Origin of the sequence: Companilactobacillus ginsenosidimutans (assembly GCF_001050475.1) — a bacterium.
GTDB classification, from domain to species: Bacteria; Bacillota; Bacilli; order Lactobacillales; family Lactobacillaceae; genus Companilactobacillus; species Companilactobacillus ginsenosidimutans.
In genome coordinates this window covers 1,220,073-1,234,737 of the sequence record NZ_CP012034.1, presented here as the reverse complement: position 1 = coordinate 1,234,737, position 14,665 = coordinate 1,220,073, and the positions used below count along the sequence as shown (strand labels likewise).

Genomic DNA, 14,665 nt, shown 5'->3' with positions numbered 1-14,665 from the left:
AACCAAAAGCTTGAACGGAGAGGATGACCAATATGACAACAATTTATGATTTTTCAGAGACAGAAATGAACGGTAAAAAAATCGATTTCAATGACTACAAGGGTAAAGTCGTATTAATCGTGAATACTGCCAGTAAATGTGGGTTCGCACCACAACTAGAATCTATGGAAACTTTATATAAAAAATATCATGATCAAGGATTCGAAATATTAGGTTTACCATCAAATCAATTCCATCAAGAATTAGATTCTGATGAAGCAACTAGTGATTACTGCCAAATGCATTATGGAGTAACTTTCCCAATGACGGAGAAAGTTTCTGTTAATGGTAGTGACGAAGATCCATTGTTCACATATTTAAAAGACGAAGCTGGTCATGGAAAAATCAAATGGAACTTTACCAAGTTCTTAATTGGACGAGATGGACAGTTGGTGCATCGTTATGCTCCAGTTACTAAACCTGAGAGTTTTGAAGATGAAATAAAGGCAGAGTTAGCAAAATAGAGAGTGGAGAAGAAATAGAGAGCGGAGACTTTTGGCTTCCGGAACTCGTTTCCGCTATAAAAATAGATCGGTTAACAATTGAATTGGTAGCAGGTAAATTTCTCTGGAGCAAACAGCGGAGGAGAAATTACCAACCTTAGAACTGAACACCACAAAAAAAGGGACTCCAAACAGGGTCCCTTTTTGTTGTCAAAAGAAATACTAATATCTTAATATTTTTTTCAAAATATTGTTTACCCTGAAAAAATCCAATCCATTCAAGGTACTAATGTATTGAACGTTTCTTTCATGTATGTCGAAACTATGGATTTGCAATGGATTAACATAGCCGTCTACTTTTGAATTGAATATTGGGACAAAAAATTCTGAGTAGCGCATCGCCGAATGTTCAGCATGCGTGATTGGAGTAACAATTACCAGTCCAGTTAATTTTGAATATCCTTGAGTACTTAATACTACGGCAGGCCGTCTTTTACCAATCTCTTTACCAATGGATGGTAAGAAATCAATATAAACAACATCTTGCCGATTGGGAACATATTCGTTAATCTGGTAGCTCTTTTCCAACTAAGTATCCTCCAAATAAGTCTTTCTCCTGATGCTTATATTTTTCAATGAACTCTTCATCATCAAATGGATTAGGTCCAACTGGTGAATAGATAATAAGTCCCTCGCGACTTTGGAATACATCATATTCCTCTGCTAATGGTTCGATATTATTTGGTACGGTCAATGTATTTGAATTTCCAACTTTACGGATTTTTACAGTCATGTTTTCTATCCTCTCAATTCCTTGTGTATACAGAGTATACATTGGAAAAAGTTGAAAATCAAAATTATCGATTGATTTCAATAGTGATCCTCCTTTCTTGGTATAGGGATAAATTACACAAGTTTTCCTTAAACAATTCCCTTATTTGTGATACTCTATTAACCCGCAACAAAGTACTCAAATTCGTTTGGAGGTTTTGCCATGTCTAATGATCAATATATCGAGATAGTGAATGACCGTGAGAATAATTTGAAAAATGTTAGTTTGAAGATTCCTAAAAATAAGCTAACTGTTTTTACAGGTGTATCAGGTTCGGGAAAGTCGTCGATTGTCTTCGACACAATTGCCCAAGAAGCTGGACGTCAGTTAAATAGTACTTATTCCAGTTACACAAGATTATTTTTACCAAAATATAAACGACCTGATGCCGACGAAATTCACAATTTGTCGACAGCAATTATCATCGACCAGAAACCATTAGGTGGAAACGCGCGTTCAATTTTGGGAACAATAAGTGATATCAATCCGTTGTTCAGAATCCTTTTCTCAAGATTTGGACAACCTAAATATGGGGATGCTAGCAACGCATTTTCATTTAATGATCCACTTGGAATGTGTCCTAAATGTGATGGCGTCGGTCGAAGCTATGTTTTGAAATTAGACAAGGCGATTGATTACAATAAGTCGCTTGCTGAAGGCGCAGTCTTACTTCCAGGTTACACAACTAAGAATTCTTATTACTTACAAACTATCCTAACGAGTGGTTTGTTTGATAACGATAAGCCGGTCAAAGATTTTAATAAGCAGGAAATGGATGACTTATTAAATGGAAATAAGAAAGTCAAAGTTCAAATTAAAGGCGTTGAACATGAAGTAAATTATGAAGGAATTGAACATCAATTTTATCGTGTTAACTTTACTGCCAGCGGATCAACTAGTGATAGTGCTAAGAAGCGTATGGCAAAATTTGCTGAAATGGCTGAATGTGCTGAGTGCCATGGAATGCGCTATAACAAGAAAGTTCTAGCTTCGAAGATTAATGGTAAAAATATTTTCGACTTAACAAATATGCAATTAGATGATTTATTGAAGGAAATGGACAATTTTAAGTCCGGTCAAATGACTTCAATCGTAAATGATATTCAAAGCAGAGTAGGCGACTTAGTCGACATCGGACTGGACTATCTAAGTCTAACTAGAGAGACAACGAGTTTATCTGGTGGTGAATCGCAGCGTGTTAAAACAGTTAAATACCTGTCCAATAGTCTAACTGGTTTGACATATATTCTCGATGAACCCAGTACAGGCTTGCATCCAAGGGATGTCCACCGCCTAAATGACTTGCTGCTGAAACTTCGTGATAATGGAAACACTGTTCTAGTAGTTGAACACGATCCAGACGTTATTAAAATTGCAGACCACATTATTGATCTTGGACCAAAAGCAGGTATTCATGGTGGGAAAATAACTTATACAGGTACATATGAGGGCTTATTGACATCGGATACATTAACGGGTAAATATTTGAAGAATCATTTGCCAATAAATGACAGTCCTAGACCCGCAGACAAGTTCATTGAGAGCTCAAAGAGTTCACTTCACAACTTGAAAAACGTCTCACTCCGTATTCCTGAAGGCTTGTTCACAGTAGTTAGTGGTGTGGCTGGTTCCGGTAAGAGTACTTTAGTTGAACAAGTGTTTTCAAAAGAGTATCCCGACTCTGTCATAATCGATCAAACGCCACTTCATGCCAACAGTCGTTCAAATTCAGCCACCTATACCGGCATTATGGCTGAGATAAGAAAACTTTTTGCCAAAGCCAATGATGTTAAAGATGGATTGTTCAGTTATAATTCCGACGGAGCATGTCCTGAGTGTAACGGTAAAGGGACAATTGAAATGAACCTTTCGTTTATGGAAAACTCCGAAATTGAGTGTCCCATTTGTCATGGTGGCAGATACGATTTGAAAGTTCTCGATTACAAATTGAAGGGCAAGAACATCGTTGAAGTGATGAACATGACCATCGAAGAAGCGGTCGATTTCTTTGAAGATAAAAAAATTAGTTCTAAATTAGCAAGTATTCAAAACGTTGGCCTCGACTATTTGTCATTGGGACAAACGCTCAACACCTTGTCTGGTGGAGAAAGCCAGCGTTTGAAGATCGCCAAGGAACTGAACAAGAAGGGCAACGTCTTTATTCTGGACGAGCCAACTACAGGATTGCACGTTTCTGATATAGAAAATATTATCCGAATTATTAATGATTTAGTGGATAAGGGCAACACAGTGGTGGTAATTGAACATAATACTGATGTGATGCGTAGTGCCGACTGGATTATCGATATGGGACCCGATGGTGGATCTCGCGGTGGTTCGATCTTGTATGAAGGAGTTGTTTCTGGGATTAAGGATGTAGCTAAGTCTTATACAGCTAAGTATTTATTCTAGCTAGGTTTCGGGTAGGAGGTGGTGGTTCACTGCCGTCCTCCGGTCAGGTTCTTGGGGGCCGTGGACGCTGTGGGCACGTTCCCTAGCCATAGTGCGGTCTAGGGAATCGGCCTCCATGTAAGCATGCCCCATGGCATGCAAACATGGATTTCACGGCTTTGGCCCCCAAGAACCTGACCTGCGGACTAGACTTGAATCACCTCCAGTTTTTGTGGGATGGGATGTAAACTTACATATCTTGGGTGAAACTAATCGTTCAATATACAAAATAGAGGATAACCACGTCAATGCGGTTGTCCTCTATTTTTGTTTTGGAACATAAACTCTGAATTATAACTCTTCAAGTTCTATGGAAAGCTTGTGGTTGAAAACATTGGCTATTTTTGATAGCTCATCAATATCAACACTTGCATTGCAACTTTCAATGTCTTTAATTCGGGAAACTGGGAGATTTACTTTTTTGGCAAACTCATTTGCTGACAGTTTCTTGCTATCACGGAGAGTCCTAATTTGAATGGCAATTTCAACTCTAACTGAATCTTCATTGTACATTTGTAAAAAATTCGGATCATTATCACACATCTCTTGTATTAACTCATCAGTTTGGGTCATTTTGTTACCTCTATTTTCCAAATTTTAGGACTCTATTCAAAACTAACTCTCAAAGTACGACCAGTAGAGTGGGCAATCTCAGCTAACATGCCAATCGAAACATTAGTTGAGCCGCTTTCAATTCTGGTAATGGTTGTCTGTGACTTGCCAACAATCTTGGCAAAACGGGCTGGACTCATTTGTAAACTTTCACGAAGATGGCGTACCTCGACTGCAGCATCATGAATTGCTGCAGCTTCTGCGAAGGCCTTTTTGAACTTGGAATCATTGGTACTGAGCACATTAACGGAGCTAACAGTTTTCGTCATTTTTCCACCTCAAAAATTTATTTTCAGTATAAACATAGTCGATTTTCACAAACTTTTCAATAGATTATCATGTCATATATCAATGAATTTATTAAGTAGATATTATTTGTTGATGCAATAGGGATGTTAGTAGAAAAAAGGCGTTGAATGAAATTTATTCATTCAACGCCTTTTTTATTTTTCGCCATAAAATTCGTTAGCACTTTTTACAAATGATTCGTGATATTGTGCGATGGCACCGTGACCGGCATCAGTATAAATAATCAATTTACTGTTGGACAATCTGTCTTTTAATTGATAAGTATTAGGAGTAGTAGGGACCATAATGTCGTTGTCACCATTTACTACCAAAATTGGAGTCTTGATGCCTGATAAATCAGCGGGATTTTCTTTGCCCCATTTATTGATAGCTTTTAATTGAGTTCTGTATGCAAACCAGTTAATTGTTTTATCTCTGTCGTCTTTACGCAAATACAGACGAACGATAAAATCAGCAGCACTCTTTTTACCATTTTCTGTCCTTGTGAAGAAGAGGTAAGTTTTAATATCTTTAAAAGTAACTAAGGATCTTAATAATGAGGCGTCTGATAGTTTTGTAACATTTTCAATACCTTCACCACCTTTAGGGCCAGTACCAGCAAGGATTGCACGATTTACTAAATCTTTGTCTCGCAATAATACTTCTTGAGCAATCATTCCACCCATTGAAAATCCTAGAAGATCGACCTTAGTCAATTTTAGAGCATGGATAAAATTAATCGTGTCCTCAGCCATTGCTTGGATACTGTTGGAGGCTTTACCAGTTGAACTGCCGACGCCACGATAGTCAAAAGTAATTACCCAATGATCTTTTGCAAGTCCATCAATAATTGTTGGGTCCCAGTTATCAAGATTGGCTGATAAATGGTTCAATCCAACGATAGGTGTACCTGTTTTAACACCCACTTCACGGTAGACATAAGTAATTCCGTTGTCAGCAGTCACCTTTTTATTAGTAGCAGTAATGTAATGTGAGTTATCCATGTGATTCTCCTCTAGACAGTTTTTTTAGATTTAACTTACGAATAAGTCCGGTAACAAATTTCCACATTTGTAACTTCTTTGCTATATTATCTTGATTGGTAACAAAAGTCAAATATTGTCACTGAAAATCTTTTTTATGATAAAATCAATATAAACATATACATAGAGAGATAAATAATATGCCACAAAAAACTAGAGAAAAGATTTTAACTACAGCAGAAAAATTAATAATGGATACTGGCTCCTCAGATGTTACTCTGGATCAAATTGCTGGTGAATTGGGGCTAACGCATGCCGCATTATATAAACATTTTCGAAACAAGCAGGCACTTTGGGAAGCTGTCGCTTCAGCTTGGTTTGAGCGTGAAATAATTAAAAAAATTCAAGTCTCCAATGCGACTTCTAAAGAGGAACAACTGCATGATTGGCTTTGGTTGTTCGTTAACGCAAAAAAAACAGCATTCAATACAAATCCTAAAATGTTTGCATTGAATACTGAATATATTGATAGTAATCCTCGTGCACTGCGAAAAGTGTTAGAAGGTGCATATAAAGAAATTAATTTAATAATGGATTATCCGACAGATGATTTTGATAAATCTGAATTAATATTAGCAGCTTTTGCTATATTTACTCTGCCAAATTTCAAAGATACTTGGAATGATCCGGACTATCAAAAAAGATTTGAAATGTTATGGGATTTAATTCAAAAAGGAATTTAATTTACTCCAACTCAGCGGTTGGAGCTAAGTTAAAAAGTGAAGCAGTATTCTCATAAATATGTTTGGCAGTGTCCGATTTGTTCATGGTATAAAGATGGACGCCGTCAACATCATTAGTAACTAAGTCAACAATTTGATCGACCGCATAGGCAATCCCAGCTTCTTTCAAGGCAACGGGGTTGTCTTTATATTTGTCCAAAATTGCTAAAAACTTCTTAGGCAAGTGTGCAGAACAATTCTCAACAACGTGGAGAGCTTGTTTGCGATTAACGATTGGCATTATCCCTGCCAGGATAGGGACGTTAATCCCTGCAATGGCGCATTCTTCTTGGAATCGATAGAACTGCTCATTATCATAAAAAAGTTGAGTGATGAGTTGATCACATCCGGCATCAACCTTTTCTTTTAGATGTCTAACATCATCAATCCGATTCTTTGAATCAGGATGAACTTCTGGATAACAAGCGCCTGACACCTCGAAAAATGGTTTCTGCTGCTTGATAAATTTTGTCAAATCACTGGCATATTTGAAGTCACTCTCTGGTGCGAAACCGTCGATGATGTCTCCGCGTAATACTAAAACTTGATTGATGTTCAATTCTTCCAGTTCGTCTAGAATACGAGCTACTTGTGTCTTTGTGACATAAGCTGCTGGCATGTGGACCATTGTTGGACATTTCAATGAATCGTGGACATACTTGGCGAGATCTATGGTAGTTTTTTCATAATCTAGTTTATGGTTACTACAAGTAACACTAATAAAACTTGGATCGAGATTTCGTAATTCGTCTAATGTACTAGTTAGGTTTTCGACCCCGACTTTGGAGTTTGGAGGAAATACCTCAAACGACAAACGTGGTCTGGTAGTGTTTTTTGCCATATTACAGTTCCTCTTTTACTTCTGCTCGAACTTCCTTAGCTGCTTGAGTAAGATTTTCAACACTGGCTTTTGCTTCCTTAACACCACGTGTTTTCAATCCACAGTCAGGGTTGATCCAAACTTTTCCTTCTGGAACCTTCTCGATGATTTTATGGATAGTATTCTTAATCTCGTCAACAGATGGGATTCTTGGAGAGTGAATATCGTAAACACCAGGGCCCACTTGAAGTTTGAAGTGTTCCTGTTGTAAAGCGTCGAGAATTTCTAGATTTGAACGTGAAGCCTCAAATGAGATAACGTCAGCGTCCATGTTTTGAATAGCTGGAATGATGTCTGTGAATTCGCTGTAGCACATGTGAGTATGGATTTGAGTAGTAGGTTTAACCTTGCTGTGAACCAGTCTAAAGGCAGGCACAGCCCAATCTAAGTATTCTGAATACCAATCTGTTTTTCTAAGTGGTAGTTTTTCCCGAAGAGCAGCTTCATCAATTTGAATAATTTTAATTCCGTTCTTTTCAAGATCTAGAACTTCATCTTGAATGGCTAAAGCAATTTGAATAGTTGATTCACGTTGAGAAATATCTTCACGTGGAAATGACCAATTCAAAATTGTGACTGGTCCAGTTAACATACCTTTTACAAGCTTGTCAGTCTTGCTCTGAGCGTATTTTGACCATTTGACGGTAATTGGCTTATCACGAGCTACATCGCCCCAGATAATAGGAGGCTTAACACCACGAGTACCGTATGATTGAACCCAACCATTTTTACTGAAGAGGTATCCTTCAAGATTTTGACCAAAGTATTCAACCATGTCATTACGTTCGAATTCACCGTGAACTAAGACGTCTAAGCCAATATCTTCTTGCCATTTGAGCCATTCATCAATGTGGCCAGCAATAAATTTGTCGTATTCCTCTTGAGAAATTTCATGCTTGCGAAATTGAGCACGTGTGCGCTTAACCTCTTTAGTCTGTGGGAACGATCCAATGGTAGTAGTAGGAAGGAGTGGTAGGTTAAATTCCTTCTTTTGGATTTCGGCACGTTGTTCAAGCGAGGGATGTCTCACAAATGAATCATCATTCAATGCTGCAACACGTTCGTGAACCTTAGGATTTTCAGTCACCCGAGGCTTCTCAAATAATTTCTTGTTGCGAGCTTCAGCATCCTTATCCTTACCGTCCAAGATAGCTTGCAACTCAACCAACTCAGATAGCTTTTCCTTAGCAAAAGCAAAGTGCTGCTTGATTTCTTCAGGAAATTCTTCATTTTCAATCGTAAATGGCACATGAAGTAATGAGCAAGACGTTGATATGACTAAATTTTTCACTGGCAATGACTTCAATAAATTGATGGTGTCTTCATAGTGATTGCGCCAAATGTTTTTTCCGTTTACAACCCCAGCGTATAAAATCTTGTCGTCAGGGAAACCTGATTTAACAAGTTCCAGAGTTTTACGGCCTTCATGAAAATCAAGACCAATACCTTCAACAGGTAGATCAATCAAATCCTCATATACATCACGAACGTCGCCAAAATAAGTTTGAATCAAAACCTTTAAACCGGCTTTATTTTTCAACAAATCTTGATAGACCTTTTTGAACAAATCATAACTTTCACCAATAACGTCCTTGACTAATTCAGGTTCATCAAGCTGAATCCACTCAGCCCCTTGAGCAGCTAATTTTTCAAAAACTCCTTGATACGCTGCAACCAATTTATCGACGAATGCTTCTGGTTTTGAATCATGGAATTCACTCAAACTAAGTAATGTGAAGGGACCAACAATTACCGGACGAGTTTGAATTCCAGCATCTTTGGCTTCTTGATACTCGTCAAAAATTTTTGTGTCAGAAAGTTTGATGTCAGTATCTTCATAAAATTGAGGAACTAGGTAGTGATAATTTGTATTAAACCACTTCTTCATGGGGAGAGCCTTGATGTCACCTTTGTCACCTTGATAGCCACGAGCTAATGCAAAGTAACGATCCAGTTGTGACAAGTTAAGCTGTTTAACAGCATCGGGAACGATGTTAAATAAATATGCAGTGTCGAGTGTGGTGTCGAAGAATGAGAAATCATTGCTAGGAATCTCATCGATACCAGCATATTTCAAAAGTTGCCAATGCTTAGCACGCAAATCTTTGGCAGCAGTTTGAAGATCATCTTCAGTGATTTCATTGCGCCAATATTTTTCTGTATTAAATTTAAGCTCACGGTTTTCACCAATACGAGGAAAACCAATAATTGATGTAGTCATAAAAATTACCCCTTTGAATAGTAGTTGTTGATGAGATAAAGGTAACATCATATTTGATTATTTAATAACTGATAAAAACATGGACTGGTTATAGTTTGAAACTATAAGGTGGATTATAATGATAAAAACAAGGAGAACACTATGAGAATCCAACAACTAGAGTACTTAGAAACCATCGTAAAAACCGGCTCAATCAACGAAGCTGCCAAACAGCTGTACTTAACACAACCCAGTTTATCCAATGCTATCAAGGAATTGGAATCGGAGATGGGAATCCAAATTTTAATCAGAAGTAAATTAGGAGTTTCGCTAACAAATGAAGGACGAGAGTTTATGATCTACGCCAGACAAGTGTTAGATCAAGTCCAATTGTTGCAAGGCAGATACGAAAAGAAAGCCGTCCGAAAAACAGCTTTCTCAGTATCAGCCCAACATTATGCATTCGTGGTTCATGCTTTTGTTGAATTAATTAAGACTGTCAAAGCTGACGAGTACCAATTTACACTTCGTGAAACTGAAACGAAGAACATTCTAAGTGATCTGACAAGTTTTAAAAGTGAAATAGGAATTCTGTACTTAAACAATTTCAACAGGCAGGTACTGCAAAAGCTTTTCAAAGAACAAGACCTTGAGTTCACGCCACTGTTTAAAGCGTCACCACACGTGTTCGTGGGGAGTCAGAATCCTTTGACTAAGAAAAAAAGTGTGACACTAGATGACTTAGTTGACTATCCATATTTGTCATACGAACAGGGCGATAATAACTCATTTTACTTTTCAGAGGAAATTCTAAGTACTTTGGATCGTAAAAAAAATATCAAGGTTAGTGACCGTGCTACGATTTTTAATCTGATGGTTGGGTTGAATGGTTACACGATTAGTTCTGGGATTATTAGTAATAAGCTCAATGATGATAAGATTGTTGCTATTCCTTTGGAGGTGGATGATTCTATGACTCTTGGTTGGTTGAAGCATAACCAATTGGAGTTGAGTTCTACTGCTCAGGCTTATTTGTCGATGCTGAAGGAGCATATTCGGGGGTATGGGTTTGAGATTATTGATGAGGGTTAGTTGGATATGCCGTCTCCAGAGCTGAGAAATATTCTTCGGCTGTGCGGGACGGGTCGAGCCTCAGTGCGGTCTCGACCCTCGGTTTGGAGCCTTTCGAAGTTCGCGAAAGTCTTCAAACTCGCCCGGTGCTGTAAGGGGGCTTCGCCGCCCAACATCACTTTCACTGCCTTCGAATTTTTCTCAGCTCTTGCGACTAGTTATGTTTAGTCAATGGATTTACATCAAAAAAATCTCCATGTGGATAGGATTTATATTTCTTACTATTTAACTAATAGTAATTATGATTACCAGAGGGTACAATTGCAGTTTATTCTTCATCGTCTGATACAGAAGTATTTCCATTGGTATTTAATGGAAACTCACGAAAACAATGTTCACGTGCTCTAGTTGGCGGTTCATCTTGGTATACATCAACAGACGAATATGGTTATTAAATCTAAATTTTAACCATGCTAAAAAAACAACTGCCAGTAATTTCATTGGCAGTTGTTTTTTATTGGATTATCCAATTAAGTGTGTCCTTGATTTTCCTGAAAGTAGAATTATCAAGAACATCTATAAATTCAATGTTTCTGTTTTCGTAATCCACCGTGTAGAAATTAAAAGTATTCACATTTCCAGTAAGAGTTCTAGTTTTGAGAGGTACAGATAATTGTACAGGGTTTACATCTGAATCGTTAGAATAATGAATTAATGCAATAATCACCAAACCACTAATTGAATTGTATCCTCTATTACTAATGACAACTGCAGGAGATCGATGCCATTTTTCTTTTTTTGTTAAAGGGTTCAAATTAATATAGATAACATCTTTTTGATGTGGAATATATGATTTTTCACCATGAAATTTCTTTTCCAACAAATCCACCTCTGGTTGCTTCCGTTTGTTTTGACCGGTGAGTACGGATGAATTCCTCGTCTTTAAAAATATTTACATCATCTGGAACAATAGAAACACTACCATCTGCATCCACCAAAATAAGTTGTCCAATCATTTCAGGTGTTATACCAGATGTATCATGTGTTTTTGAACCTTCACTTTTTTTAATCCTTTTTTTATTCATAAATCTTACCTCCAAGAAAAAATTATTCGAAACTTACAACGGTATTCATCTTCATTCTCCAATCATAATATATTACGTGTAACTGAGAAATATTCTCTTTCAAAATCTTACATGTTGACAATCAATCTGAAAAATTACTTATTGAGAAAAAGAAATGAACGATTTATATTCAATTTGAAGTCTATACTCTTTTGTCCCTCAAAACTAAGAAATACATAATCCAGTCAAATAAAACCTTAATAGTACAATAGGCCATTAAGAAAATATATATAGATGATAGAAAATTTAATGACGATCAAATCGTCCTTATTGTGTAATCATACGTATCACTGAACTTAGCCCGAGAGGGTGGAAGTGAACAACCACCCCCAAAAAAGAAGATTAGATATTGCACCAATCCAACCCGGAGGCCAGGTTATTTGGGGCCCGAGCCGTGGCGTTCATGTTTGCCTGCCAAAGGGCAGGCTTACATGAAAACCGAGTTTTGAGATTTTCCCGGGTTTGGAAAAGCTCAAAATCGTGTTCACAGCGACCACGGCCCCAAATAACCTGACCGCAGGGTGACAGTGAACCTCAACAACACCAGTCCAACACTAACAAAAAAGACCTGCACAATTATGTACAAGTCTTGTCTATATACAAATATATCTAATCCTAATAATGATCCGAAGAAATATTATCAACCGCAATTTCTTTCAAAATGGAAACCAGCAACTGTTCCTCATCCTTCAAAATATAATCACTACGATAAACAATCGAGATATTAAAGTTCTCGGGAATAGGATTCTTAATCTCCAAACAAGTAATGTTTTCATCATACTTGTTAATCTCATCGCGAACCAAAATTCCAATACCGATGTCGGCACGAATCAAACTTTTGTACCATGAAATATCTGGTGTCTGCTGAATGATTTCAGGAGAAATTCCAGTATGTTCGAAGTAGTCATGCAAAATTTGACCATGAATAAATTGACCGGCGAAGTCGATGAATTTTTGATCCCCCAAATCTTTGAAGTCGATGGCTTCTTTTGATTGGGCTAGGGGATTATCGGAGCTGACGATTAAGCTGAAGGGTCTTGTTCCTAGATGAATTGCTTTGAAGTTGGGATTGTTGATTGGTAACAATGAACCGATAATGGCGATATCAATGTCACCGGATTCCAACTGATTGAATAAAGTGTGCGAACCACTTTCGAAAATATTTAATTTATCTAATAAGTTAGTTTTAGCTATTTCGCCAACTACCTGTGGAAAATATAATGTTCCAATAATTGGCGGTAAGCCAAACTTAATTTTTTTACTATTAGCAGCTTCGATCTCCTTATGAGCTAGGTCGAGGCTTTTTTGAATGGATAATGATTGTTCGAAAAGGAGATACCCGGTTCTAGTTATTTCAGTTTTTTGATGTACACGATCGACTTGAACAAGCTTAGTCGTGAATTCTTTTTCCAAACGTTTAATTGCTTGGGTGATTGTTGGTTGAGACACCTTAAAAATTTCTGCGACTTCGGTGTAATTACGTTTCTCAACTAATTTTCTGAAATAATCTAAATCCCGAGTATTCATATTTTCCCCCACTATTACCACATTCCGATTAGTTTCATCCACATTGAACCAATTACAATCCAGATTACAAAGTAAAGTATACCGAGAACTAAGTTCATTCTCCACCATTCACCTTGTTTTACGTATCCTGAACCGTAAAGAATTGGTGCTGGTCCATTACTATAATGTGTTGTTGATGAACATAAGTTACCGAAGAATCCTAGCATCAATGCACCAAGCATTGGTGGAACTCCGGCGGAAATTGCGACAGCTAAGAAAGCTGAGTACATGGCTGAGATGTGGGCTGTGGAACTTGCAAATAGGTAATGTGAGTAGAAGTAAGCTACTAACAAGATGATTAGGACAAAGATCCAGTTCATACCTTTCAAGCTTCCACCGATTGAATTACTCAACCAAGGGATGAATCCAAGTTTGTTTAGTTGAGAAGCCATCATAACGAGGACTGAGAACCAAACTAATGTATTCCAAGCACCACTTTCATTCAAAACATCTTTCCAATTGAGGATTCCAGTTAGAATTAATAATGATAGAGCGATGAATGCTGTAAGTGTTGCGTCGATACCAAGAACTCCTCCAAGAATCCAAAGTAGTAGGGCAACTACGAAGATTCCCGACATGAATTTTTCAGGGGTACTGAATTTGCCCATGCTTGCGAGCTGTTTGTCTGCCCATTGCTTTGCATCAGGTGTTTTCTTGATTTCTGGTGGATACATTTTGTAAATTACGAACGGTATTACTATCAATGAAATGAGTCCTGGAACGATACCAGCTATGAACCAACCCATCCAAGTCACTTTAACCCCCATTTGTCCGGCAAGTGATTGAGCTAGTGGGTTACCAGCCATAGCTGTTAGGAACATTGCGGCTGTGATCATGTCACCGTGAAACTCTGAGAAAATTAGGAATGAGCCCATTTTTCTTTCGGTGCCTTTTTTAGGATCTGAGCCAAATTCTTCAGCAAGTGATTTGATGATAGGGTACATGATACCACCGGCACGAGCTGTGTTACTTGGTGTTGCAGGAGCAAGAATTAGGTCAACACCTAGTAATGAGTAGGAGAGACCTAACGTACTTTTACCAAAGGTTCGAACGAAGATGACGGCAATCCGTCGACCAAGTCCAGTTTTGATAAAACCACGTGAGATGAAGAATGCCATAGCGATTAACCAGATACTTCCGTTACCAAATCCGGCAATGGCAGTGTCCATTTTGACTGTTCCAGTTAATACTGTGATGGTGAAACCTATGATGGCAACAGCACCAATAGGTAGTGGTTGTGTGATACAACCAATGATTGTTGCCACGAAGATTGCGAACATGTGCCAAGCCAAAAGGCTGACACCTGCAGGTTTAACTGGTGAGAGCAACCAGATAATTAAACCAACGATGATGGGTGCGAGAAATTTTTTATAATTTAATTTCTCTAAAGTCAT

At 37.8% G+C, this 14,665-nt stretch carries 15 protein-coding genes; 4 read left to right on the top strand and 11 right to left on the bottom strand.

Going from position 1 to position 14,665, the window contains the following annotated elements; all coding sequences use genetic code 11:
- The first annotated feature begins 32 nt into the window (after positions 1-32).
- Positions 33-503, top strand: a complete 471-nt coding sequence (locus ABM34_RS06450) for a glutathione peroxidase (RefSeq protein ID WP_048704374.1) — start codon at positions 33-35, stop codon at positions 501-503.
- A 201-nt stretch (positions 504-704) separates the two neighbouring features.
- On the opposite strand, the gene ABM34_RS06445 is transcribed toward ABM34_RS06450, so the two are convergent.
- Positions 705-1,070: a type II toxin-antitoxin system PemK/MazF family toxin gene (locus ABM34_RS06445; RefSeq protein ID WP_048704372.1), complete on the bottom strand. Its 366-nt coding sequence runs from the start codon at positions 1,068-1,070 to the stop codon at positions 705-707.
- Positions 1,048-1,356 (bottom strand): antitoxin of toxin-antitoxin stability system, encoded by a 309-nt coding sequence (locus ABM34_RS06440; protein WP_232298629.1) that lies wholly within the window; start codon positions 1,354-1,356, stop codon positions 1,048-1,050. Before ABM34_RS06440 ends, ABM34_RS06445 begins: the two co-directional genes overlap by 23 nt.
- Before the next feature lie 120 nt (positions 1,357-1,476).
- Here ABM34_RS06440 and ABM34_RS06435 point away from each other — a divergent pair, with 120 nt between their 5' ends.
- Positions 1,477-3,726 (top strand): ATP-binding cassette domain-containing protein, encoded by a 2,250-nt coding sequence (locus tag ABM34_RS06435; protein ID WP_048704370.1) that lies wholly within the window; start codon positions 1,477-1,479, stop codon positions 3,724-3,726.
- A gap of 330 nt (positions 3,727-4,056) precedes the next feature.
- On the opposite strand, the gene ABM34_RS06430 is transcribed toward ABM34_RS06435, so the two are convergent.
- From ABM34_RS06430 to ABM34_RS06420, 3 genes are all read right to left on the bottom strand, one after another.
- Entirely contained in the window at positions 4,057-4,338 is a 282-nt protein-coding gene (locus ABM34_RS06430) for a helix-turn-helix domain-containing protein (protein ID WP_048704368.1), read from the bottom strand.
- A gap of 32 nt (positions 4,339-4,370) precedes the next feature.
- Positions 4,371-4,646, bottom strand: a complete 276-nt coding sequence (locus ABM34_RS06425; RefSeq protein WP_048704366.1) for a helix-turn-helix domain-containing protein — start codon at positions 4,644-4,646, stop codon at positions 4,371-4,373.
- A 174-nt stretch (positions 4,647-4,820) separates the two neighbouring features.
- Positions 4,821-5,669 carry an alpha/beta fold hydrolase gene (locus ABM34_RS06420; protein WP_048704365.1) on the bottom strand — a complete coding sequence of 283 codons (849 nt, stop codon included), beginning with the start codon at positions 5,667-5,669 and terminating at the stop codon, positions 4,821-4,823.
- A 179-nt stretch (positions 5,670-5,848) separates the two neighbouring features.
- Here ABM34_RS06420 and ABM34_RS06415 point away from each other — a divergent pair, with 179 nt between their 5' ends.
- Positions 5,849-6,391: a TetR/AcrR family transcriptional regulator gene (locus ABM34_RS06415; RefSeq protein ID WP_048704363.1), complete on the top strand. Its 543-nt coding sequence runs from the start codon at positions 5,849-5,851 to the stop codon at positions 6,389-6,391.
- 1 nt (position 6,392) lies between these two features.
- Here the strand turns inward: ABM34_RS06415 and metF are convergent, their stop codons facing one another.
- Both metF and metE read right to left on the bottom strand, forming a co-directional pair.
- Entirely contained in the window at positions 6,393-7,271 is an 879-nt protein-coding gene (gene metF / locus ABM34_RS06410) for a methylenetetrahydrofolate reductase [NAD(P)H] (protein ID WP_048704360.1), read from the bottom strand.
- A gap of 1 nt (position 7,272) precedes the next feature.
- The gene (gene metE / locus ABM34_RS06405) at positions 7,273-9,531 is read right to left on the bottom strand and encodes a 5-methyltetrahydropteroyltriglutamate--homocysteine S-methyltransferase (protein WP_048704359.1); all 2,259 of its coding nucleotides are present in this window, start codon (positions 9,529-9,531) and stop codon (positions 7,273-7,275) included.
- Positions 9,532-9,672: 141 nt separating this feature from the next.
- On the opposite strand from metE, the gene ABM34_RS06400 reads away from it, so the two are divergent.
- Positions 9,673-10,602: a LysR family transcriptional regulator gene (locus ABM34_RS06400; protein ID WP_048704357.1), complete on the top strand. Its 930-nt coding sequence runs from the start codon at positions 9,673-9,675 to the stop codon at positions 10,600-10,602.
- A gap of 493 nt (positions 10,603-11,095) precedes the next feature.
- Here the strand turns inward: ABM34_RS06400 and ABM34_RS06395 are convergent, their stop codons facing one another.
- From ABM34_RS06395 to ABM34_RS06380, 4 genes are all read right to left on the bottom strand, one after another.
- Complete coding sequence (locus tag ABM34_RS06395; protein ID WP_048704355.1) at positions 11,096-11,461, bottom strand: type II toxin-antitoxin system PemK/MazF family toxin; 366 nt, start codon at positions 11,459-11,461, stop codon at positions 11,096-11,098.
- Entirely contained in the window at positions 11,439-11,666 is a 228-nt protein-coding gene (locus ABM34_RS06390; protein ID WP_048704353.1) for a hypothetical protein, read from the bottom strand. The genes ABM34_RS06395 and ABM34_RS06390 overlap by 23 nt, the downstream gene beginning before the upstream one ends.
- Positions 11,667-12,320: 654 nt before the next feature.
- Entirely contained in the window at positions 12,321-13,232 is a 912-nt protein-coding gene (locus ABM34_RS06385; RefSeq protein WP_048704352.1) for a LysR family transcriptional regulator, read from the bottom strand.
- A 14-nt stretch (positions 13,233-13,246) separates the two neighbouring features.
- On the bottom strand, positions 13,247-14,665 hold the full coding sequence (locus ABM34_RS06380) for an anion permease (RefSeq protein WP_048704350.1): 1,419 nt from the start codon (positions 14,663-14,665) through the stop codon (positions 13,247-13,249).

What these genes read in the sequence shown, in the direction of transcription:
- ABM34_RS06450 (WP_048704374.1), top strand. Translation starts at nt 33, where the DNA reads ATGACAACAATTTATGATTTTTCAGAGACAGAAATGAACGGTAAAAAA.
- ABM34_RS06435 (WP_048704370.1), top strand. Translation starts at nt 1,477, where the DNA reads ATGTCTAATGATCAATATATCGAGATAGTGAATGACCGTGAGAATAAT.
- ABM34_RS06430 (WP_048704368.1), bottom strand. Translation starts at nt 4,338, where the DNA reads ATGACCCAAACTGATGAGTTAATACAAGAGATGTGTGATAATGATCCG.
- ABM34_RS06425 (WP_048704366.1), bottom strand. Translation starts at nt 4,646, where the DNA reads ATGACGAAAACTGTTAGCTCCGTTAATGTGCTCAGTACCAATGATTCC.
- ABM34_RS06420 (WP_048704365.1), bottom strand. Translation starts at nt 5,669, where the DNA reads ATGGATAACTCACATTACATTACTGCTACTAATAAAAAGGTGACTGCT.
- ABM34_RS06415 (WP_048704363.1), top strand. Translation starts at nt 5,849, where the DNA reads ATGCCACAAAAAACTAGAGAAAAGATTTTAACTACAGCAGAAAAATTA.
- metF (WP_048704360.1), bottom strand. Translation starts at nt 7,271, where the DNA reads ATGGCAAAAAACACTACCAGACCACGTTTGTCGTTTGAGGTATTTCCT.
- metE (WP_048704359.1), bottom strand. Translation starts at nt 9,531, where the DNA reads ATGACTACATCAATTATTGGTTTTCCTCGTATTGGTGAAAACCGTGAG.
- ABM34_RS06400 (WP_048704357.1), top strand. Translation starts at nt 9,673, where the DNA reads ATGAGAATCCAACAACTAGAGTACTTAGAAACCATCGTAAAAACCGGC.
- ABM34_RS06390 (WP_048704353.1), bottom strand. Translation starts at nt 11,666, where the DNA reads ATGAATAAAAAAAGGATTAAAAAAAGTGAAGGTTCAAAAACACATGAT.
- ABM34_RS06385 (WP_048704352.1), bottom strand. Translation starts at nt 13,232, where the DNA reads ATGAATACTCGGGATTTAGATTATTTCAGAAAATTAGTTGAGAAACGT.
- ABM34_RS06380 (WP_048704350.1), bottom strand. Translation starts at nt 14,665, where the DNA reads ATGACTTTAGAGAAATTAAATTATAAAAAATTTCTCGCACCCATCATC.